Annotated in this window: 16 protein-coding genes; 10 read left to right on the top strand and 6 right to left on the bottom strand. The window is 70.8% G+C overall.

Annotated elements, in window-relative coordinates:
• Positions 1 to 388 precede the first annotated feature (388 nt).
• The 3 genes from CGQ25_RS12755 to CGQ25_RS12745 are packed head-to-tail and all read left to right on the top strand — an operon-like array spanning position 389 to position 4480.
• Positions 389 to 1204, top strand: coding sequence for a TetR/AcrR family transcriptional regulator (locus CGQ25_RS12755; RefSeq protein WP_208710258.1), 816 nt, complete (start codon positions 389 to 391; stop codon positions 1202 to 1204).
• Positions 1205 to 1259: 55 nt separating this feature from the next.
• On the top strand, positions 1260 to 3296 hold the full coding sequence (locus CGQ25_RS12750) for a PTS mannitol transporter subunit IICBA (protein ID WP_208710257.1): 2037 nt from the start codon (positions 1260 to 1262) through the stop codon (positions 3294 to 3296).
• Positions 3293 to 4480: a mannitol-1-phosphate 5-dehydrogenase gene (locus CGQ25_RS12745; RefSeq protein WP_208710255.1), complete on the top strand. Its 1188-nt coding sequence runs from the start codon at positions 3293 to 3295 to the stop codon at positions 4478 to 4480. Before CGQ25_RS12750 ends, CGQ25_RS12745 begins: the two co-directional genes overlap by 4 nt.
• An 89-nt stretch (positions 4481 to 4569) precedes the next feature.
• Here the strand turns inward: CGQ25_RS12745 and CGQ25_RS12740 are convergent, their stop codons facing one another.
• The 5 genes from CGQ25_RS12740 to CGQ25_RS12720 form a co-directional block, all read right to left on the bottom strand.
• On the bottom strand, positions 4570 to 5694 hold the full coding sequence (locus tag CGQ25_RS12740; protein ID WP_208710252.1) for a sorbosone dehydrogenase family protein: 1125 nt from the start codon (positions 5692 to 5694) through the stop codon (positions 4570 to 4572).
• Positions 5695 to 5818: 124 nt separating this feature from the next.
• Positions 5819 to 6625: a DUF427 domain-containing protein gene (locus tag CGQ25_RS12735; RefSeq protein ID WP_208710250.1), complete on the bottom strand. Its 807-nt coding sequence runs from the start codon at positions 6623 to 6625 to the stop codon at positions 5819 to 5821.
• A 53-nt stretch (positions 6626 to 6678) separates the two neighbouring features.
• On the bottom strand, positions 6679 to 7332 hold the full coding sequence (locus CGQ25_RS12730; RefSeq protein WP_208710248.1) for a TetR/AcrR family transcriptional regulator: 654 nt from the start codon (positions 7330 to 7332) through the stop codon (positions 6679 to 6681).
• Positions 7333 to 7395: 63 nt separating this feature from the next.
• Entirely contained in the window at positions 7396 to 8670 is a 1275-nt protein-coding gene (gene paaK / locus CGQ25_RS12725) for a phenylacetate--CoA ligase PaaK (RefSeq protein WP_208713074.1), read from the bottom strand.
• Positions 8671 to 8863: 193 nt separating this feature from the next.
• The gene (locus tag CGQ25_RS12720; protein ID WP_208710246.1) at positions 8864 to 9328 is read right to left on the bottom strand and encodes a hotdog fold thioesterase; all 465 of its coding nucleotides are present in this window, start codon (positions 9326 to 9328) and stop codon (positions 8864 to 8866) included.
• Positions 9329 to 9540: 212 nt separating this feature from the next.
• Between CGQ25_RS12720 and pta the strand changes: the two genes are divergently transcribed.
• The 3 genes from pta to CGQ25_RS12705 all read left to right on the top strand — a co-directional run bounded on the left by pta (position 9541) and on the right by CGQ25_RS12705 (position 14501).
• On the top strand, positions 9541 to 11643 hold the full coding sequence (pta, locus tag CGQ25_RS12715) for a phosphate acetyltransferase (protein WP_208710244.1): 2103 nt from the start codon (positions 9541 to 9543) through the stop codon (positions 11641 to 11643).
• A gap of 8 nt (positions 11644 to 11651) precedes the next feature.
• Positions 11652 to 12818 carry an acetate/propionate family kinase gene (locus CGQ25_RS12710; protein WP_208710242.1) on the top strand — a complete coding sequence of 389 codons (1167 nt, stop codon included), beginning with the start codon at positions 11652 to 11654 and terminating at the stop codon, positions 12816 to 12818.
• 216 nt (positions 12819 to 13034) lie between these two features.
• Entirely contained in the window at positions 13035 to 14501 is a 1467-nt protein-coding gene (locus tag CGQ25_RS12705) for an amino acid permease (RefSeq protein ID WP_255405301.1), read from the top strand.
• Between the two features lie 48 nt (positions 14502 to 14549).
• Here CGQ25_RS12705 and CGQ25_RS12700 read toward each other — a convergent pair whose 3' ends face one another.
• Positions 14550 to 16808 carry a S9 family peptidase gene (locus tag CGQ25_RS12700; protein WP_208710240.1) on the bottom strand — a complete coding sequence of 753 codons (2259 nt, stop codon included), beginning with the start codon at positions 16806 to 16808 and terminating at the stop codon, positions 14550 to 14552.
• A 113-nt stretch (positions 16809 to 16921) separates the two neighbouring features.
• Here CGQ25_RS12700 and CGQ25_RS12695 point away from each other — a divergent pair, with 113 nt between their 5' ends.
• The 4 genes from CGQ25_RS12695 to CGQ25_RS12680 all read left to right on the top strand — a co-directional run bounded on the left by CGQ25_RS12695 (position 16922) and on the right by CGQ25_RS12680 (position 21999).
• Positions 16922 to 18757 carry a DUF4012 domain-containing protein gene (locus tag CGQ25_RS12695; RefSeq protein ID WP_208710238.1) on the top strand — a complete coding sequence of 612 codons (1836 nt, stop codon included), beginning with the start codon at positions 16922 to 16924 and terminating at the stop codon, positions 18755 to 18757.
• 173 nt (positions 18758 to 18930) lie between these two features.
• On the top strand, positions 18931 to 19518 hold the full coding sequence (locus tag CGQ25_RS12690; protein WP_208710236.1) for a peptidase: 588 nt from the start codon (positions 18931 to 18933) through the stop codon (positions 19516 to 19518).
• A 102-nt stretch (positions 19519 to 19620) separates the two neighbouring features.
• Positions 19621 to 20199 (top strand): low molecular weight phosphatase family protein, encoded by a 579-nt coding sequence (locus tag CGQ25_RS12685; protein ID WP_208710234.1) that lies wholly within the window; start codon positions 19621 to 19623, stop codon positions 20197 to 20199.
• A 72-nt stretch (positions 20200 to 20271) separates the two neighbouring features.
• Entirely contained in the window at positions 20272 to 21999 is a 1728-nt protein-coding gene (locus CGQ25_RS12680) for a polysaccharide biosynthesis tyrosine autokinase (protein ID WP_255405300.1), read from the top strand.
• Positions 22000 to 22046: the final 47 nt, after the last annotated feature.

Below are 22046 nucleotides of genomic sequence, written 5' to 3'. Positions count from 1 at the left end.
CGGTCCTTCAGCGCCGCCTGCACGGCCTTGGACGCGGACCGGATCCGCTCCGCCTCCACCACCGCGTCCTGCCCCGGAACCGGCCCCGGACCCGGCTCGGACACCGGCGCCGGCATCTGCAGCACCGGCCCCACAACCCGCCCCGGAGTCACACCGACACCGTGAAACTGCTCCATGATTCGAGATCCTTTCGTGGGGGTAGGGGGGCACGCGACGGGGCCACCCGAAAAGTGTCCTGCGTTACCCTAGCCGCTATAGCACTGCTATACAAGAGGCGGAAGTGATCCAGTTCACACGAGCGGCAGCCGAACGAAGTGCTGCGTCGCGCAGTGATGCAGCTCACTCCCATGTCTTGTATAGCGTTGCTATATCCACTACGCTAGCGGCCATGCGCCAACGAGGTTCGGGAGTCGCGGGTGACCCCGAGGAGACGAAGGGGGACGTTCCCTCTCCCCGTGAGCGGCTCATCCAGGCCGCCATGGACCTCGTCGCATCGTCGGACGGGGCCCCGGTCTCGACCCGGCAGATCACCGAGCTCGCCCGGGTCACGGCGCCCACGCTGTACCACCACTTCGGCGACAAGGACGGGCTCATGGAAGCCGTGGTGGCTCGGGGCTTCGAGGAGTTCGTCCAGAGCGAGGGCAGCATCGAGCGCTCGGACGTGCCGATCCAGGACGTCAAGAGGCTCTGGGACGTGCACGTCCAGTTCGGCGTCACCCACGCCCAGCTGTACATGCTGATGTTCGGGACCAGCGGCCCCACCCGCCGCCCCGTCGTCGTCACCGAGGCCGAGCGGCTCCTCGAGAGGGAGCTCAACCGGCTCGCCGCCTCCGGGCAGCTCGCCGTGCCTCCGCTCGAGGCGGCGAGGGCGATCCTCGCGGCCAACGTGGGCGTGACGCTCATGCTGATCTCCGACGCCTCCGAGGCGCCCGATGCCACCAATCCCCTCTCGACCCAGACGCGGGACGCCGTCCTGCGTTCTGTCCTCACCGACCCCAGCATCCTCGATGCACCCACCGCAGGAGCCGCGGCCGCGGCCGGCGGGCAGCCCAGCTATGTTGCCGCTGCCATCGCCCTCAACGCCACGCTCCAGTCCTCGCACCCGGACCAGTTGTCCGGCACCGAGATGAAGCTCTTCCTCGAATGGCTCCACCGGCTCTCCACGGCGTCCGCGTCGTCGGCCGACCCAGACCAGAAGGGCTGATCCCACCCCTCCCCGCAGCCGCATGCTGCCTCCTGAGACGAAAGCAGGAAAACTCATGTCGACCACAGCAGCGCCTTCGCGCCTGCACACGGCCCGGGCCGGGGTGCAGAAGTTCGGCACCTTCCTCTCCGGCATGATCATGCCCAACATCGGCGCCTTCATCGCCTGGGGCCTCATCACCGCGCTCTTCATCGAGAAGGGCTTCCTCCCCGTGCCCCAGCTGGGCGGCTGGGGGACCGACCCCGCGACCGGCAAGGCCTATGTCGGCCTCGTGGGCCCGATGATCACCTACCTCCTGCCGCTCCTCATCGCCTACACCGGCGGCAAGGCTGTGTATGACATGCGCGGCGGCGTGGTCGGGGCCATCGCGACCATGGGCGTCATCGTCGGCGCCGGCATCCCGATGTTCGTCGGCGCCATGATCATGGGGCCGCTCGGCGGCTGGACCATGAAGAAGCTGGATGCGATCTGGTCCCACAAGATCCGGCCCGGCTTCGAGATGCTCATCAACAACTTCTCCGCCGGAATATGGGCCGCGATCCTGGCACTCATCGGCTTCTACGGCATTGCACCAGTCGTCGAGGCCGGCAGCAAGGTGGCCGGCGACGCCGTGCAGTTCCTCGTCAACAACGGGCTCCTCCCGCTCACCTCGCTCCTCATCGAGCCCGCGAAGGTCCTGTTCCTCAACAACGCCATCAACCACGGCGTCCTCACCCCGCTCGGCACCCAGCAGTCCCTTGAGCAGGGCAAGTCGATCCTGTTCCTCCTCGAGGCAAACCCCGGGCCGGGCCTGGGCGTCCTGCTCGCGTACATGTTCTTCGGCCGCGGCGCTGCGAAGGCCTCGGCCTCGGGCGCGGCGATCATCCACTTCCTCGGCGGCATCCACGAGATCTACTTCCCGTACGTGCTCATGAAGCCGATCCTCATCCTCGCCACCATCGGCGGCGGCATGACCGGCATCGCGACCCTCGCGATCACCCATTCCGGCCTCGTCGCCCCTGCCGCCCCGGGCTCCATCATCGCCGTCCTCGCGCAGACCTCGAGGGACAGCTACATCGGGGTGATTCTGGCCGTGATCCTCGCGTGCGCCGTCTCCTTCGTCATCGCGTCGATCATCCTGCGCACCTCCAAGGACAAGGGCGAGGGCGACCTGCAGGCCGCCACGACCCAGATGGAGAGCATGAAGGGCAGGAAGTCCATGGCCTCCAGCGTCCTCGGCGGTGCGGCCGCCGGCGGCGGCGTCGCGACCCTCACGGGAACCGGCGTCAGGAACATCGTCTTCGCGTGCGACGCCGGCATGGGCTCCTCCGCAATGGGCGCCTCGGTGCTGCGCAACAAGATCAAGGCCGCGGGCCACGACGAGGTCACGGTCACCAACTCGTCCATCGCGAGCCTCACCGACACGTACGACATGGTCGTGGTCCACCAGGACCTCGCCCTCCGAGCCCGTCAGAAGACGCCGAGCGCGCAGATCGTGACGGTCGACAACTTCATGGGCAGCCCCCGGTACGACGAGATCGTCGAGTCGCTCGACGCCGGGCCGGAGGCCTCGGCTGGCGAGTCGGCCCCGGCGGCAGGTGCGCCGGCCGCGGCCGCCGCGGCCCCGGCGTCGCCCGCCACGGCACCGTCCACCACGGCAGGCGAGGCGCCCGCTGAAGCCAGGCAGGTGCTGCGCCGCGAGTCCGTCCTCCTGCAGGGCGGGGCAGCGGACATGGCCGGAGCGATCGACGAAGCCGGGCGCCTGCTCATGGCCGTGGACGCGGTCGACGGGCAGTACACCGCGGCGATGCACGAGCGCGAAGGCTCCGTGTCGACCTACATGGGCAACTTCCTCGCCATTCCGCATGGCACCAACGAGGCGAAGGACCACATCAAGGCCTCGGCCGTGACGTTCGCCCGCTACGCCGACCCGATCGACTGGAACGGCAAGCCGGTCAAGTTCGTCGTCGGGATCGCCGGCAAGAACAAGGAGCACCTCGGCATCCTGGCCAAGATCGCCAAGGTCTTCGGCAACAAGGAGGAGGTCGCGCGCCTCGAGGCGGCCTCGAGCGTGGACGAGATCCTGGACATCCTCGGAAAGGTGAACGCGTGAGCGGCGCGCCGTCGGAACAGCAGAAGACCGCAGTCCACTTCGGTGCCGGAAACATCGGCAGGGGGTTCGTCGGGCTCCTCCTGCACAACGCCGGCTACCGACTCGTGTTCGCCGACGTCGCGGCGCCCCTCATCGACGCGCTCAACGACACGCCGTCGTACACGGTGCACGAGGTCGGCGAGGGCGGCACGGACCATGCCGTGGACGGCTACACCGCCGTGAACTCGGCCACCGACGAGGCCGGGCTGGTCGAGCGGATCGCGGCGGCCGACGTCGTCACCACCGCGGTGGGGCCGAACATCCTGAAGTTCGTCGCGCCGGCCATCGCCCGCGGGATCGCGGCGCGCCCCGCCGGCGCGGCGCCGCTCGCCGTCATGGCGTGCGAGAACGCGATCAATGCCACGGACATCCTGGAGAAGGAGATCCGCTCCGCTGCGGCAGGGGAAGGGCTGGACGACGGCGCGGTGGATGCCCGGGCGGTCTTCGCCAACACGGCGGTGGACCGGATCGTCCCGACCCAGGAGGCGGGCGGCGGACTCGACGTGCGTGTCGAGCCCTACTTCGAGTGGGCCATCGAGAAGGGTCCCTTCGGGGACGCCGCTCCCGAGATCCCGGGCGTGACCTGGGTCGATTCGCTCGGCCCGTACATCGAGCGCAAGCTCTTCACGGTTAACACCGGGCACGCCTCCGCCGCGTACTTCGGGCGCCGTGCCGGCGCCGAGAAGATCTCGGACGCCCTCGCCGACCCGGACGTCCGCGCGAAGGTCGAGGCGGTGCTCGCCGAGACGAAGGCCCTCCTCGTGGCCAAATACGGGTTCGCCCCGGAGCAGCAGCAGGCGTACGTGACGAAGATCCTCGGCCGCTTCGCCAACGCCGAGCTGCCAGACACGGTCGAGCGCGTGGGCCGTGCCCCGCTGCGGAAGCTGTCCCGGCATGAGCGGTTCGTCGGCCCCGCCGCCGAGCTCGCCGAGCGGGGCATGCCGGCGGATGCGCTCCTCGCGGCCATGGGCGCGGCCCTCGCCTTCGACGCGCACGACGACGAGGAGGCCGTCCGCCTCCAGGCCCTGCTCGCGTCGGGGGCGTCGGACGCGGAGCTGGCCGAGGAGATCACCGGCCTCGACGCCGGGCACCCGCTGCACGACCGCGTGGTCGCCCTCGTGACGGAGGCCCGCCGCTCCCGTTGAGGGGTCATGTCCCTGCCGGTAAGGAGCCGTCTTCCTCACATTGGCCACAGGGACATGACCCCTCAACGAGGGGACGGTGCGCCGGGCTGTCAGATCGCGACGGCGAGGATCCTCGAGTTCGAGCCCTCGTTCGTCGCGATCCACAGCTCCCGCTGGCCGGGCACCTGCACGACATCCCGGAGCCGGCCGTACTGGCCGCGGAAATGCTCGGTAGCCCCGGGGAGCTGCCCGCTGCCGTCCCCGGTCGAGCCCGCGGCCGGCAGGGGGAGGCGCCACAGCCGCTCCCCACGGAGGCACGCGACGTACGCGACGTCGTCGACGATCGCCAGCGCGCTGGGGGACGCGTCCGCCGTCGAGGGCCAGACGTGGACGGCGGGGACGCTCCCGTTGCTCGACCGGGCGCCGGTCACGGAGGGCCAGCCGTACTGCGAGCCGGCCTGGAGGAGGTTGAGCTCGTCGTCCCGGTCAGGTCCGAGCTCGCTGGCCCAGAGCCGGCCCGAGGAGTCCCACGCGAGGCCTTGGACGTTCCGGTGCCCGTAGGTGAAGACCCGGTTGCCGAAGGGGTTGCCGTCCGCCGGCGCGCCGTCGGACGCGACGCGCAGGACCTTCCCGTCGAGGCTTGCACGGTCCTGGGACGAGGAGCGGTTCGTTGCATCGCCGGTCCCGATGTAGAGGAACCCGTCGCGGCCGGCCTTGATCCGGCCGCCGTTGTGGATGGGGGCCTCGGGGATCCCATCGACGAGGACGCGCTCACCGCCCAGGGAGCTGCCGTCCCAGTGCAGGGAGACGACGCGGTTCGATCGCTCCGCTGTGTAGTAGGCGTAGAGGGTGCCGCTGCTGGCGAAGTCGGGGGCCGCTTCGAGGCCGAGGAGGCCGCCCTCGCTTGTGTCGGTGCGCACTGCGATCGGCGCCGCTTCGCGGGGGTCGCCGCCGGCTCCCAGGCGCAGGATCCGGCCCGAGTCCCGCTCCGAGACGAAGGCGGAGCCGTCGGGCAGGAAGGCGATCGACCACGGTGTGGAGAGCCGCTCGGCCACCGTGCGGGTGACCCGGGGCCCGCCGTCCCCGCCGGGCCCTCCCGTCCCCGAGCCCGCCGCGCCAGATCCGGGATTCGTCGGAGGGTTCGGGGCGTTCGACGGCGTGCACGCGGCGAGTGCCGCGGCGCCGCCACTGGCCCCGAGCAGCGCGAGGAACGTTCGGCGCGCAAGAGCGGGCACAACCTCACCTGCCTACCCGGAAGCAGGCAGAGAAAAACCTGCATCGCGCCGTTGAGATGCAGGTCACTTTCCGACTATAGGTCGGCTCGGCGCCGAAGCCAACCCCATGGCAACGCGTTGCCATCTAGGACCACGTCGTCCTCGGCCGCCCCTGGACGACCCCGTCGACCTCGACGTCCACGCGCTCGTCGAAGAATGCGATGCGGTCCTGGATCTGCAGCATCTCCGGGAAATAGGGGCCATAGCTCCAGGCCACGGGCCGCCCGTCGCCGAGGCCGGGCGCCGCCCAGTACTTCGCGACGCCCTTGTACGGGCACACCGTGCGCAGCGGGTCGGGGACCAGATGCTCCCACCGGATGTCGTCCGGGTGGAAGTAGCTGCGCGGCGGGAGCCGGCCCTCGAAGAGCCGCACCGTGGAGGCGGAGTCCGCGAGCACGACGCCGCCGAGCAGGACGCGCACGTGGGCCTTCGAGGCGCGCACGTCGATGCGGCTGAACGGGTCCCGGGGGTGCCCCAGGATGGGCTCCTCCTCCTCGAACCAGGAGAACGCATCGGTGTCGAAGGCCACGTACCCGGCCAGATCGGGGTCGGCGAGCCTGAACGCGGCACCGGGCACGAGGGTGCCGCCCACGCGGACGGCGAGCGGCTCGCCGTCGGCCGTGTGCGGCGCGAAGGGGAACGGTGAGCTCGGTGGCCCCGGGCGCTCCGGCGGGACGGCGCCGGGCGACGGGCCGGGCTCGAGGCGCGCGACGACGTCGTCCGCGGGCACCGCGTGCACCGGCAGGTACCGGTCCGGCTCCCAGAGCACGACGGCGCGCTGCGAGTCGAGCACGAGCGCGTCGCCGAGCTTCGCGCGGAGGCGCTTGGCGGTGGGCTCGTAGCGCAGCTGGGGGAGCAGCCTCTTGAGTTCCTGCGAGATCCGTACGGCCATGGACCCAGCGTGGGCACGGCGCTGGCCAAATATCAAGGACTGTCGGGCGGCTCTCAGCTGCGGGTGTGCAGGCCGTCGAAGACCACGGTCACGACGTCGTCCGCGAGCCTCTCGGGCGTGAGCGAGCCGCCGGGGCGGTACCACTCGACGATCGAGTTGATGGTGCCGAACAGGAGGCGCGAGACCGTGCGCGGGTCGATGTCCTTCCGCAGGGTGCCCTCCTCGCGGGCCGCGCCGATGAGCTCCGCGACCTTGCGGTCGAAGCTGCGCCGCCGTTCCAGGGCGGCGCGCTCGGTCTCGGTGTTGCCGCGCAGGCGCAGCAGGAGCGTGACGAACGGCAGCTTCTCGGTCAGGACCCGCACGGTGGAGCGGACCACGAATTCGAGGCGGTGCTCCGCTGTCCCGGACTGGGCCTCGGGCGAGGCCCACACCGATTCGAGGCCGCCCAGGGCTTCCTCGAGCGCGAGCGAGAGCAGGTCTTCCTTGGACGGCACGTGGTGGTAGATCGCGGACTTCGAGATGCCGAGGTTCTCGGCGAGGATGCCCATGCTCGTGGCGTCGTAGCCGTGACGGTTGAAGACCTCGACCGCGACGTTGAGCACGGTCTGCTGGTCGTATCCGGGGCGGCCGCGCCGGCCTGTGGTGGCACCGTTGGTGGTGGTGCCGCTGCTGGTGGTGCCGTTGGTGGTGGCGGGGAGGGTGGGCATGGGATCCAGTCTAGGGAGGCCGTGGCCGCCGGCAGGACCGGCGGCCACGGGGAGGAGTGGGTGCTACGCCTTCTGGTCGCGGAGGTCGTAGATGCGGCGGAGCTTGCCGTTGGAGCGCTCGAGCGAGCCCGGCTCGACGACGTCGATCGTGCAGGAGGACCCGATGTGGATCTTGATCTGCTGGCGCAGCGTGGAGCCGGCAGCCTGGCGCTGCTCCGGGGTGGTGCCCTCGCGCGGCTCGATCTTGATCGTGAGGTCGTCCATGCGGCGGCCCTCGGGGCGGGTGAGGATGAGCTGGAAGTGCGGGCTCAGCTCGGGGATCCGCAGGGCGATCTCCTCGATCTGGGACGGGAACAGGTTCACGCCGCGCAGGATGATCATGTCGTCGGTGCGGCCCGAGATGCGGCCCATACGGCGGTGGCCCGGGCGGGCAGTGCCGGGGAGCAGCGTGGAGAGATCCTTGGTCCGGTAGCGGATGATCGGCAGGGCCTGCTTGGTCAGGGACGTGAAGACGAGCTCGCCGGTCTCGCCGTCCGACTTGGTCTTGGCAAGGTCGAACGGGTCCACGATCTCCGGGCGGAAGTGGTCCTCCCAGATGTGCGAGCCGTCCTGGGTCTCGAAGGACTCGCCGGCCACGCCCGGACCCATGACCTCGGAGAGGCCGTAGATGTCGCTCGCCTTGAGGTCGAACATCTCCTCGAGCTCGGCGCGCATCTCGTTGGTCCACGGCTCGGCGCCGAGGACCGCGTACTTCAGCGAGGTCTTCCGCGGGTCGATGCCCTTGTGCATCATCGCGTCACCGATGGTGAGCAGGTAGGTTGGCGTGCAGCAGATCGCGTCCGGGGCGAAGTCCTCGATGAGCTGGATCTGCTTCTCGGTCTGGCCGCCGGACATCGGGATGACGGTCGCCCCGAGCTTCTCGATGCCGGAGTGGGCCCCGAGGCCGCCCGTGAAGAGGCCGTAGCCGTAGGCGTTGTGGACCTTCATGCCGGGGCGGACGCCGGCGGCGCGGAAGCAGCGGGCCACGATCGTGGCCCATGTGTCGAGGTCCTGCTTCGTGTAGCCGACCACGGTGGGGCGCCCGGTGGTGCCGGAGGAGGCGTGGATGCGGGTGACCTCGTTCATCGGCACCGCGAACATGCCGAAGGGGTACTCCTCGCGGAGGTCCTCCTTCGTGGTGTACGGGAACTTGGCGAGGTCGTCGAGCTCCTTGAGGTCCTCGGGGCGGACGCCGGCCTCGTCGAACTTGCGCGTGTAGTGCGGGACGCGCTCGTACGCGTACTTCACCGTCTCCTTGAGGCGGGTCAGCTGGAGGGCCTCGATCTCGTCCCGGCTCATCGTCTCCTCGGCATCGAGGACGGCGGGGCCGAAGGCGGAGGTCTTCGGGGTCTCGGGGGCGGATGCGGTCTGGGTCACGGCGGGCTCACTTCATTGTCGGGCTGGGTGGGGGCGGGGTTCGGGCGGGTCTGGGCGGCGCGCACGACGGCGAGCGGTCGCCGTCCTGCGCGGGTGCGGGTGATGGCGGCGCGGCTCAGCGCTTGGGGATGGTGCGCGAGCGGCCGCGGAACTCGGCGACCAGGCGACCGGGGGCCTCGGCCGTGTGGGGAGTGCCCGCGGGGGAGGAGAAGACCTGGACGTCGTAGATCCCGCTGCGGCCAGCGTGGGCCCGGCGGGCAGCAACTGCCGTGATGAGCTCGCCCTCGTGGGCGGGGGCGAGGAAGTTCACGTCGACGCCGGAGGCGACGGTGACCGTGTTGGCCTGCGCCTCGTCGGGCGTGTGCGGGTTGCAGGCGAGGGCGAAGGCGGAGTCCGCAATGGCGAAGAGCATTCCCCCGTGCGCGATCCCGAAGCCGTTGAGCATCTCCCGGCGCAGGGTCGTCGCCACCGTGGCCGTTCCGTCACCGAGCTCGAGGACGGTCAGGCCCATCCACTCTGTCGCGTAGTCGTCCGTGAGGATCGGGTGGGCAAGCGTGTGGGCGGGAGCAACTTCGCTCATGGGGACACCTCTCGCAATTTTTTACCGAATGTTCATTAGGTAATCTCATGAGCCGCGATGTGTCAAGGAGCACAGCCTGCCGTGAGCAGGCCCGCGGCGCGTCGGCGGGGCGTTTCCGGGGCGGGCCGCGCGGGCACCTGAGAGACTGGTCCAGAGCAGCCCGGAGGAGTCGAGCAGCGCCGCCGGGCCGACCGCCGAGAGCAGGAGCGCCCATGTCACGTGGCATCTACGTCAGCGCGACCACCCCGGGTTCGGGGAAGTCCCTCGTGGCCCTCGGAGTGGCCGAGGCGCTGCACCGCAGCACGGGCAGGATCGGCTTCTTCAAGCCCATCGTCATGGGCGATTCCCCGGACGCGGACCCGATGGTGGCCCTCATGCGCAGCCGCTTCGACCTCGGCGCGGACGTGTGCCGCGGTGGCCTCGGCGCGAGGGAGGTCAGGCGCCTGCTCGCCTCCGGCCAGCGCGAGGAGATCGACTCCCGGTGCGTCGAGATCTTCGCGGAGATCGCCGCGAAGGTGGACGTCGTCGTCGTCGAGGGGACGGACCTGACGGGGCAGGACTCCGCGGTCGAGTTCGCCCTCAACGCGCGGCTGTCCAACGACCTCGGGTGCCCGATGCTCGCCGTCGTGAGCGGCCGCAACCGCACCCCGGAGGAGATCGCGGACGCCGTCGACGTGGCCCGCAAGGAGCTCTACGCCGCGCGGTGCAGCCTCCTCGTGATGATGGTGAACCGCGCCGACCCCGAGCAGATGGACGAGATCAAGGCCGCCATCCGTCCCGGGGCATCCCACCGCCCGGTCTACGTCCTGCCCGAGCTCGCCGAGATCTCCCGCCCCACCACCGGCGAGGTCTCCGGCGCGCTCCGCCTGCGCCAGCTCGCCGGGAGCGCCGACATGGAGCGCGAGGTGCGCGGGGTGAAGGTCGCCGCGATGAACGTCGCAAACTTCATCGCCGCGCTGGACGACGGCGACCTCGTGATCGTCCCCGGCGACCGCGCCGACGTCATGGTCGGCGCCCTCGCCTCGACGTTCTCGCCCGAGTTCCCCGTCCCGGCCGCGATGGTGCTCACCGGCGGCCTCGCCCCGGACCCGCACATCCTCCCGCTCCTGGCCCAGGCCCCGTTCCCGGTCTTCGCGTACGACGAGGACACGTACCACGCTGCCCGCGGCGTCTCGGAGGTGCGCAGCGAGATCTGGACGGGGCACCGGCGCAAGGTCGCCTCCGCGCTCGGGGCCTGGGCCCGCTACGTGGACGACGCCGAGCTCCTCGAGCGGCTCGACCTGCCGCGGCCCGAATCCATGACGCCGCTGCGCTTCCTGCACGAGCTGATCGGCCGCGCGCGCGCCCAGCGCAAGCGGATCGTCCTGCCCGAGGGGACGGACGTGCGCATCCTGCGCGCCGCGGACATCCTGCACCGCCGCGACGTCTGCGACCTCACACTCCTGGGCAGCGAGACCCAGGTCCGCGAGATCGCTGCCGCCAACGGCATCGCGCTCGAGGGGATCGACGTCGTCGACCCCGCCACCTCGGACCTGCGCCAGAAGTTCGCGGAGGAGTACGCGCGGCTGCGCGCCCATCGCGGCGTCGACCTCGCCAAGGCCCTCGAGACGATGCTGGACGTCAGCTACTTCGGGACCATGATGGTCCAGCTCGGCGTCGTGGACGGCATGGTCTCCGGCGCCGCGCACACGACCGCCCACACCATCCGGCCGGCGCTCGAGTTCGTCAAGACCAAGCCCGGGGTGAAGATCGTCTCGTCGGTGTTCCTCATGCTGATGCCCGACCGTGTGCTCGTCTACGGCGACTGCGCAGTCAACCCGGACCCGAACGACGAGCAGCTCGCCGACATCGCCCTGGCCTCGGCCGAGACCGCCGCGCAGTTCGGCGTCGAGCCGCGGGTCGCGATGCTCTCCTACTCGACCGGCGGGTCCGGCTCGGGCGAGGCCGTCGACGAGGTGCGCCGGGCCACCGAGCTCGTGCGTGCCCGCCGGCCCGACCTCGCCGTGGAGGGCCCCATCCAGTACGACGCCGCCGTGGACGCGTCGATCGCGGCCTCCAAGCTGCCCGGCTCGGATGTCGCCGGCCAGGCGACGGTGTTCATCTTCCCGGACCTGAACACCGGCAACAACACGTACAAGGCGGTCCAGCAGTCCTCGGGCGCGGTCGCCGTCGGCCCCGTGCTGCAGGGCCTGAACAAGCCCGTCAACGACCTCTCCCGCGGGTGCACGGTCGAGGACATCGTCAACACCGTCGCCATCACGGCCATCCAGGCGCAGACCGCCGCGCAGGGCACGCCGCAGAAGACCGAGAGCTAGGAGCCCGCATGCTCGTCCTCGTCATCAACTCAGGTTCCTCGTCCCTGAAGTACCAGGTCAGGGACGTCGACGCCGGCACCGTGCTCACCGAGGGGCTCATCGAGCGCATCGGGATGGGCAACGGCGGCGGGGGCGACGGTGAGGCCATCGGGCCGCGCGACCACGCCGAGGCCCTCGACCACGTCGACCGGGCGCTGCACGAGGTCCTGGGGGACCGGGCCATCGACGCGGTCGGGCATCGGGTGGTCCACGGCGGCGAGCGGTTCTCCGAGCCGGTCCTCGCGAACAACGAGATCATCCGCGCCATCGAGCGGCTCAACCCGCTCGCGCCCCTCCACAACCCTGCGAACGTGCTGGGGCTGCGGGCCATCGCGTCGAAGTGGCCGGACATGCCGCAGGTGGCCGTGTTCGACACCGCCTTCCACCGCACCATCCCGGAGCACGCCTGGCGCTACGCCGTGCCGGAGTGGTTCTACACGCACCACGGGATCCGGCGGTACGGGTTCCACGGGACCTCGCACGAGTACGTCTCGCGCCGGGCGGCTGCCCTCCTGGGCCTCGCGCCCGAGGTGTTCGACGGCGTCGTGCTCCACCTCGGCAACGGTGCCTCGGCCACTGCCGTGGCAGGGGGGAAGAGCGTGGACACCTCGATGGGGTTCACGCCCCTCGAAGGCCTCGTGATGGGCACCCGGTCCGGCGACGTCGACCCCTCGATCCTCGTGTTCCTCGCCCGGCAGGGGCACAGCGCGGACGAGATCGACAGCCTCCTCAACCGCGAGTCCGGCCTCCGCGCGCTCGCGGGCTCGAACGACATGCGCACGGTGGTCGAGGCCGCCGAGGCCGGGGACCGGAAGGCGGAGGTCGCGCTCGACGTCGCGTCCTACCGGCTCGCGAAGTACGTCGGGGCGTACCACGTCTCGGTGGGCGGGGCGAAGGCGATCGTGTTCACGGCCGGGATCGGCGAGAACTCGGTGGCGTTCCGGGCCCGCGTGGTGGCCCGGCTCGGCGCGCTCGGCGTCGTGCTCGACGGCGACCGCAACGCCGAGCGCTCCAAGGAGCCGCGCGTCATCTCGGCGCCCGGCTCCGCCATCCCCGTCCTCGTGGTTCCCACCGATGAGGAGCGGGCGATCGCAGAGGCGACCGCCGCCGTCGTGCGCGCCGCCGTCCCGAGCTAGCCCCGCCGAGGTCACCCCGTGTGGCGCCGAGGTCACCGGGTGTGGCGCCGAGGTCACCCCGTGTGGCGCCGAGGTCACCCGGTGCCGGCAGGAGAGACGCGCGCCACAGGAGATCTGTGCCACATCGCCGAGGGGCGCGGTGCAAGGCGTGCCTACACTTGACGGCGGCCCGGCCCCACCGGTGCGGGCAAGCTCCCAGAAGGACAGTCTTTGCCTGTGCACCACCATTCCTCACCCGCCGAAGTCTCCGCCGAGGGCTACCAGAAGTCCCTCACCCGCCGCCATGTGCAGATGATCGCGATGGGAGGTGCGATCGGCGTCGGCCTGTTCATGGGCGCCGGCGGCCGCCTCGCATCCACGGGCCCCGCACTCGTGTTCTCGTACGCGATCGCGGGCGCCATCGCGTACCTGCTGATGCGCGCGCTCGGCGAACTGGTCATGTACCGGCAGACCTCCGGCTCGTTCGTGAGCTACGCCGGCGAGATGTTCGGTCCCAAGGGCGCCTACCTCTCGGGATGGATGTACTTCGTCAACTGGGCCATGACCGGCATCGCAGAGCTCCTTGCGATCGGCCTGTACTTCCAGTACTTCTTCCCGAATGTCCCGGTCGAGGTCTCCGCGCTGTGCGCCCTCGCCCTCCTCGTGGCCGTGAACCTGCTGAGCGTGAAGGCCTTCGGCGAGTTCGAGTTCTGGGCCTCCGTGCTCAAGGTCGGCGCGATCACCCTCTTCCTCGTGGCCGGGACCGCCATGGTCGTCCTCAACGCCCAGGTCGGCGCGACCCACGCCTCCCCGGCCAACCTCCTCGCGGGCGACGGCGGCATGTTCCCCCACGGCTTCTTCGCGATGATCCTCGTGCTCAACGCCGTGATCTTCGCGTACAACGCGATCGAGCTCGTCGGCATCACTGCCGGCGAGATGGAGGACCCGGAGCGGGAGGTGCCCCGCGCCATCCGCGCCGTGGTGGTGCGCATCGTCGTCTTCTACGTCGGGTCGGTGCTGCTGCTGGCTATGCTCCTGCCCTCGGATGACTACAAGGCCGGGGTGAGCCCCTTCGTCACCGTCTTCGACCAGCTCGGGCTCGGCTGGGTGGGGTCCGCGATGAACCTCGTGGTCATCACGGCCGCGCTCAGCTCGTGCAACACGGGCCTGTACTCGATCGGCCGGATCTTCCGCACCATGGCGGCCAACGGCCACGCCCCCGGCTGGCTCACGCGCATGTCGTCGCGCCACGTGCCCTACGCCGCGGTCCTCGCTATCGGCGCCGTGTACCTCGTGGGCATCGTGGTGAACATCTGGGCAGGCGGAACCCACGCGTTCGACCTCGCGCTGAACACCGCCTCGATCGGCGTGATCTTCACGTGGGGTTCCATCTTCGCGTGCCAGATCATGCTGCGGAAGAAGAAGGGCGACGCCGCGTCCACCCTTCCCATGCCCGGCTCACCGTGGACGAGCTGGCTGGGTCTGGCCGCCCTCGCCGCCATCACGGTCCTCATCGCGTTCGACACGATGACGGACAAGGCCACCGGCGAGGTCTTCCCGATCGGCCTCTACACGATCCTGTGCGTGCCCGCGGTCGGCGTTCTCCTGTGGCTCGGATGGCTGCTTGTGAAGCGCGCGGGGGCCAAGCGCTCCGAGGCCTCGGAGCAGGCGGACGACGACGAGCGGGTCGACGCCCGCGCCTAGCGAGCCCCGGACGGCGAGGCGGTGACCTCCAGGAGGTGACCTCCAGACTCAGGGGAGGAGGTCCCTCGCGCCCAGGGCGTCGGCGATGAACGCGTAGTCCCAGGCGCGGTCCTTCCACGCCTCGTACCGGCCCGAGGCGCCGCCGTGGCCGGCGTCCATCTCGGTCTTGAGCACGATCGGCTGCCCCGACGTGGACGCCTCGCGCAGGGCCTGGACCCACTTGGCCGGCTCGACGTACAGCACGCGCGTGTCGTTGAAGCTCGTCACGGCGGCGATCTTCGGATACGGCGCCGCGTGGACGTTCTCGTACGGCGAGTACGACTTCATGTACGCATACACCTCGGCGTCCTCGATCGGGTTGCCCCACTCCTCCCATTCGAGCGCCGAGAGCGGCAGGGCAGGGTCGAGGATCGTAGTGAGCGCGTCCACGAACGGGACCTGCGCAACGGCCGCCGCGTACTTCTCCGGAGCGAGGTTCAGCACCGCGCCGATCAGGAGCCCGCCGGCCGAGCCGCCCATGCACGCGATCCGCCCAGGGTCCGCCCAGCCCGACGACGCGACCCAGTCCGTGGCGGCCACGAAGTCGGTGAACGTGTTCCTCTTGTGCAGCTTCTTGCCGTCCTCGTACCACTTCCGGCCGAGCTCGCCCCCGCCGCGCACGTGCGCGATCACGAAGACGATCCCCCGGTCCAGCAGGCTCAGCCGCGGGATCGCGAAACCGGGATCCATGCTGACCTCGTAGGAGCCGTACCCGTAGACGAGCGCGGGGTTCGTCCCGTCCTGCCGCACCGAGGCGCGCCGGAGCACCGAGAGCGGGACGCGGGTGCCGTCGTCGGCCGTCGCCCAGGCCCGCTCGGCCACGTAGTCCGCCGGGTCGTACCCGCCGCGCACTGGGGTCTCCTTGCGCAGGAGCAGCTCGCCTGTCGCCAGGACGTAGTCGTACACGCGCGGCGGCGTGAAGTAGGACGTGTAGCTCAGGCGCGCCACCGGCGCCGTGAAGTCGGTGACGGCCGCCCCGGCCGTGTAGAGCTCCTCGCCGAACTCGGGCTCCACGAACGACGGCGCGTGCCCGCCGTCCGCCGCCGCGACGGCATCCGCGAGGGGAGCGAACCGGACGGTCGTGATGGTGTCCCGGCGCAGCGAGACGACGAGATGCGTCGCGGTGACGTCGGCACCCTCGACCTTCACGGCGTCGTCGTGGGCGATGAGCGTGGTCCACTCCTGCTCGCCGACGGGCTTGCCGAGCTCGTCCGGGTCGACGAGCGAAACCATGTTGTTCGGCGCCGTACTCGTCGGCACGGCGTCTTCCGGCACGGCTTTGTCCGGCGCGGCGCTCTCCCCGCCCCGGCGCCCGTTGTGCGTCACGAGCAGCCTCGTGCGGCCCGCATGCTCGAACGGCTCCACGGAATGCAGGATGCGCGCCTCACGGCCCAGGACCAGCTGCAGGGCAGCAGCCGGCTCCGTCAGGTCCAGCATGCGGGTCTCGGAGTAGTCCGAGTTGCCGATCCCCACGAGCAGCCACCGCCGGTCGGAGGACAGGTCGATGCCCGTCCACTGCGCGACGTCGTCCTCCTGGTACAGGACCGTGTCCTGCTCGACGGGTGTCCCGATGATGTGCACGCGCACCTGGTAGGGGCGCCACGACTCGTCGGCGACCATGTAGAAGAGCCGCGACCCGTCCGGGTCGAACTCGAGCCCGTAGAACACGCCCTCGATCTGCTCGGGCAGGAGATCTCCCGTGCGCAGGTCCTTGACCCGCAGGGTGAACGTCTCATTGCCTGCCGTGTCGACCGAGTACGCGTAGAGGCTACCGTCCCTGGTCACGGCCGCCCCGCCGAGGGCGAAGAACGGGTGCCCCTCCGCCTCGGCGTTCCCGTCCAGCAGGATCTCCTCCCCGGGGACCGGGGTGCCGGGCACGACGGCGGGCGGGGTCCACGCGCTCAGGACGTCGCCGCCGTCGTGCGTGCCCTCGGCGGGCTCCGCTGCCTTGACACGGCAGTAGATGGGGTACTGCTGCCCTTCGACGGTGCGGGAGTAGTACCACCAGCCGTCCTTGCGCGCGGGGACGGAGAGATCCGTCTCCTGGGTGCGGCGCCTGATCTCCTCGAAGATCGCGTCGCGGAGGGGCTGCTGGTGCTCTGTGACGGCCTCGGTGTAGGCGTTCTCAGCCTTCAGGTGCGCCACGACGTCGGGGTTCTCCTTGTCGCGCAGCCACTCATAGGGGTCGACGAACGTCTCCCCGTGGTGCTCGCGCGTGGCGGGGACCTTCTTCGCGACAGGCGCGGCCGGGGCCGGAGCTTCACTCATGGGCCAACCCTATCCGCCGCACCCTCTCCGCCGCGGCGGCTGTCGGGTTGGGGGCCGCCGCGGGGACCACTAGCATCGGCAGGGGACGATCGGACAAGCGGAAGAGGCAGCAGATGGGGGACCTGCGCAGGGACGGGCGCGCCCGCAGGAGAGCGCGGCGGTCCCGGCGGGCCTGGGCCTTGGCCGCGGCCGCGCTGCTCGCGGCCGTTGTCGTGTGCGGAGCCGTCGTCGCAGTGCAGGCGATGAGCACCCGCGACGAGCTCACGCGGGTGGCAGCCTTGGTGCCTGTCCTCAAGGGCCAGGCTGAGGACGGGCGCTTCGACGACGCGCGTGCCACTGTCCGCGAGATCCAGCAGCACGCGAGCGCGGCCCGAGGAGCGTCGTCCTCGCCCCTGTGGGCACTCGCGGAGGCACTGCCGTGGGCGGGCCCGAACCTGCGGGCGGCCCGGGAGGTGTCCGTGGCGGCCGACGGGCTCGCCACGTCCGCCCTGCCGGCCCTGATGGACGCCGCTTCGGCGGTTGGACCCTCGCTGCTCGCCCCGCCCGGGGGACAGCGCGACCTGTCCGCGCTCGCGGGCGCGGCTCCCCGTCTCGCGGAGGCGGCAGACGCGGTCGACGCCGCCGCGTCACGTCTGCGGGGCATCGACGATTCGGGGGTCCTGCCGCAGCTGCGCGAACCGCTGGCGGAGGGCAGGAAGCAGCTCGACGCCGTGGAGGGTGCGGTCCAGACCGCCGAGGCTATGGCCCGGATCGGCCCGGGCATGCTGGGTTCGGACGGGCCGCGGAGGTACCTCGTCCTCATCCAGAACAACGCAGAGACCCGCGCCGGAGGCGGCATCCCCGGAGCCCTGGTCGAGCTCGTCGCGGAGCGTGGAGCGGTCTCGGTCACGGCCCAGGGCTCTGCCGGCGGGCTGGGCGTCTTCGCGCCGCCCATCGCCGTGGACCCCGTCCAGACGCGCATCTACAGCTCCCGGCTCGGCCGCTTCATGCAGGACGTGACGCTGACGCCCGACTTCCCGACGGCGGCCGCGACCGCGGCGGCCATGTGGGAGGCCTCGACCGGACGGAAGGTCGACGGCGTGGCGTCGCTGGACCCGGTCGCCCTCGCCCAGCTCCTGCGCGCGTGGGGCCCGGTGGACCTTTCGGGGCCGGAATTGTCGCGTTTCCGTGGCGACGGGCTGCCGACGGCGCTCACGAGCGACAATGCCGTGCGGACCCTGCTCTCCGACATCTACCGGATCGAGTCCCCGAAGGAGCAGGACGCCTATTTCGCGGCTGTGGCGCGAAGGGTGTTCGATGCCTTCTCCGCCGGCCAGCCGAAGGAGAAGGCCCTCCTTTCCGCGGTCGGGACAATCGTCGGGGACGGCCGCATGCTCCTCTATTCGACGCATCCTGAGGAACAGGCTGCCCTGAGCGGCTGGGACATTTCCGGGACCGTGGCGGGGCCGGAGCGGGGGGACGCTCGGTTCGGTGCCTATTTCAATGACGGCACGGGCGCAAAAATGGACTATTACGTCCGAAGAACCGTCTCTGTCGTCCGGACGTGCGATTCCCAGGGCTCCCACGCAGTTCTGCGGATCTCGCTGAGGAATGATGCCCCGGCGGATGCGGCGCACTCATTGCCGGCATACGTGACCGGAAATGGGGTGTTCGGAATTCCGCCGGGAATGGTGCAGACGAATGTCGTGGCCTACGGGCCGGCGGGAGCGTACGTGGAGAACGCCGTGGTCGACGGCACACCGGGAGGCATGGCGTCCGACCGGCACGCAGGACGCCCTGTGGGCGTGCTCACAGTTCGGCTCGCCCCCGGGCAGACCACCCAGCTCGAGTTCCGATTCAGCGGGGTGCCGGATGCGCCGCTGCGCATCGACACGAGCCCGGGCGTGCAGCCCCATGCCGAGGTCGTCCAGGACGCTTCCGGCACTGGCTGCGCACCGGGCGCCGGATGAGTTCGGGGAGCGGTTTATTGCGCGTTTTCGGCCTTTTCTCCGGACGTGTTAGTCTCCGAGGGTCCGGGTGAACTCTGAGGTCATCTTCGTGACAGGGGCCGTAGAGAATGATGGTGTGCCCCGTACAGCCGTTGACAGGCGGCGAAACCACTATCGCTAGGGGGAGTTAGACCATGAAGAAGAAGATCGGCGCCGCACTCGCGCTGTCTGGAGCAATCGTTCTCGCCGGGGCACTCCCGGCCGTCGCGGGCCAGTACCCCGCGCCGTCGCCGTCCGCAGTCGTCTCGGATTCGACGGTTGCCCCGGGAGAGGCATTCACCTTCACCGCCTCCGGCTTCGCGCCCGGTGAGACCGTGACGATCAGCTTCAGCCTCGTCGGAGGCCCGCAGGCTGCCGGCGGCGGCCGCGGCGGGGCCAACCTCAGTGTTCCCGGAATCCTCTCTGCGGCTCCCGCGCCGCTGTCCGTCGTCGCCGATGCCAAGGGCGTCGCGACTGCGACCATCGTCCTCAATGAGCCGGGCACCTACCTCATCACCGCCGTCGGAGCGACCTCCGGCCACACGGCGACGGCGCGCGTCGTCGTGGTGGGTTCGGCCGAAGTGGCGCAGGTCAGCGACCAGGGCCAGACCGGGGGCCAGGCCCTCGCCCAGACGGGCGCCGACCCGGCGCTCATCGGCTGGTCCATCGCCGGCGTCGGTGCTGTCGCGGCCGGTGCCGCTGTCACGATCGTCGCCCGCCGCCGCAGCGCGGCCCGCCAGTAGCGACACCCGCATGGGCAACAACGCCGCAGGGACGGGCGCGCGGGAGGGGCATCCCTTCCGCGCGTCCGCCCTCGGACGTTGACCAGCAGCGTGGATCCGGCCATGGATGCGGCGCAGCCCTTCAACATCCTCGTGGTCTGCACGGGCAACGTGTGCCGTTCTCCCCTTGCCGAGCGGTGGCTCCAGCACAGGTTCGACATTCTCGCCCCCGGACGCACCCGCGTCGCGAGTGCCGGGACCCACGCTCTCGTCGGAGAGCCTGTTGCCGGCCCGATCGCGGCCATCGGCCTCGCCGAGGGGGTCACGTTCGACGGGTTTGCCGCCCGTCAGCTCGAGCCCCAGAGCATCCGCGCGGCGGACCTGGTGCTCACGGCAGGCAGGGAGCACCTGGCAGAGGTGCTGCGGGCCGAGCCGGCGGCACTCAAGCGCACGTTCCTGATCCGGGAGCTCGCGCGGATCCTCGGCGATGCATCGTTCGGCGCCGAACGCCGGGGCGTTGCCGAGTGGCGTCCGGGATGGAAGCAGGCCATCACCCGGGCCTCGGCGTTCAGGCGGGCACCCAGCCGGGACGACGAGGTGACCGACCCCTTCCGCAGGGGACACGCCGCCTATGAGGCGATGGCATCGCAGCTGCTTCCAGCGTTGGACGCTCTGCAGGTATACGGCGAACGCCTCGTGTGACGCGGCATGGCGCGCCTTCGGTAGACTCGATCGGGGTATCCGCGGAAGCGGCCAATGGGGAGGACAGTTTTCGTGGAGCATGAGACGGACGCGCGCAAGGGCGGGGAATTGACCCTTGGCGACTATGTGGCGGTCATGCGGCGGCATTGGCGGGGAATCCTCCTGATCACCACGCTCGCGACCGCCATGGCCTTCGGCTGGTATCTCGTCCAGCCCCGCCAGTATGCCGCCGAGGCGAGCGGCGTCGTCATCACGGTGGGTGGCGACAACCTGAGCCTGTCTCTCGCTGGCGACAACCTCGCCAAGTCCCGGGCCAAGAACTACAAGTCGGTCGCCGAGTCGGCGCTCGTCGCCGAGCGCGTGGCCCGCGACCTCGGCCTGGACCGCAGCCCGCAGGACCTCGCCTCCGCCGTCACGGTCACCGTGCCCGTGGACACGACCGAGATCCGCGTCTCGGCGAAGTCCACTGATCCGTCGGAGGCACAGCGCGTTGCCGACGCCTGGATCTCCGCACTCTCCGCCCAGGTCTCGGAGATCGAACGCTCCGCTGGCCAGACCGGCCTCCCCCCAGTCCGCGTCGTGACACTGAGCCGTGCGGTGCTGCCGACCGAGCCGGTCTCGCCCAACATCCGCCTCACCCTCGGCGTCGGGGTGGTCGGTGGCCTACTCCTCGGGTTCGCGTACGCCATGGTCCGCAACCATGTGGACCGTCGCATCCGCACTGCCGCCGAGGTCGAGCGGCAGTTCGCCGTGCCGGTGCTCGGCACCCTTCCCGTCGACCACGACTTCGGGCCGCAGGCCGAGGTCATCGGGGCGGACCAGTGGGGGAGCGCGCTCGGCGAGGCGTTCCGCGAGCTCCGCACGAACCTGCAGTTCGTCGATGTGGACCAGCCTCCGCGGGTCATCCTCGTCACGAGTGCCATGCCCTCCGAAGGCAAGTCGGCCGTGGTGGCCAACCTCGCCGCCGGCATGGTGGCGGCGGGGGAGAAGGTCGTGGTCGTGGACTGCGATCTCCGTCGGCCCATGGTCGACAAGGTCTTCGACCTCGTCCCGGGAGTGGGGGTCACCGACGTCCTCTCGGGCCGCGCGGACATCGAGGATGTCCGGCAGGGCTGGGCGGGCTCGGAGAACCTCACGCTGCTCGGTTCGGGGCGCATCCCCCCGAATCCCGCAGAGCTCCTCGGCTCGCGCGCCATGCAGGCCCTCCTGCGCCGTCTCGCCGAGGACGCGATCGTCCTGGTCGACGCGCCGCCGCTGCTTCCGGTGACCGACGCGGCCGTGCTGTCCCGGGCCGTGGACGGCACCCTCGTCGTCGCCCGCGCGGGCCAGACCACGACCGACCAGCTGGAGCGCGCGTTCGGGAACCTGAGCAGGGTCAACGGCCGGATTCTCGGCGTCGTCCTGAACTGCGTGCCCACCGCGGGTCCGGAGTCCTCGGCCTACTCGTACTACGGCACCTACGGCGAGGACGCCCCCGGGGGGCGGACGAAGGGCCGCCGGCCCTCGGTCAAACGCAAGCCTTCCCGCGCCCCGCGCCGGCCCGTGGACGCCCCCAACGCCGAGCTGCACGAGCCGGCCCCCGACAGCCGGCCTCTGGCTGAGGCCCCGTACGAGCCCGCCTACCGCCCGGCGGCCGTTCCGGGGCACTACGCGGACAGGCAGGACCGCCACGCGCCGGCCTCCGAACGCCTAGGCCAGCTCGCGGACGCGGACGACAGGCTCGGCGAGGACGGTCTGGCCGACGACCTCTGGCTGCCGGCGCAGCTGAGGGATCAGCGCGGCCGCAGGTCGGCCGGCTGAGGAGGCATCTGAGCGAGCGGTCCGACACGGCGTCCACCGCCGTGGAC

It is taken from the genome of Sinomonas sp. R1AF57 (genome assembly GCF_002224485.1).
Taxonomy (GTDB): domain Bacteria; phylum Actinomycetota; class Actinomycetes; order Actinomycetales; family Micrococcaceae; genus Sinomonas; species Sinomonas flava.
Note: the sequence above shows the minus strand (reverse complement) of the source record. Positions and strands in the feature narration are given on the sequence as shown.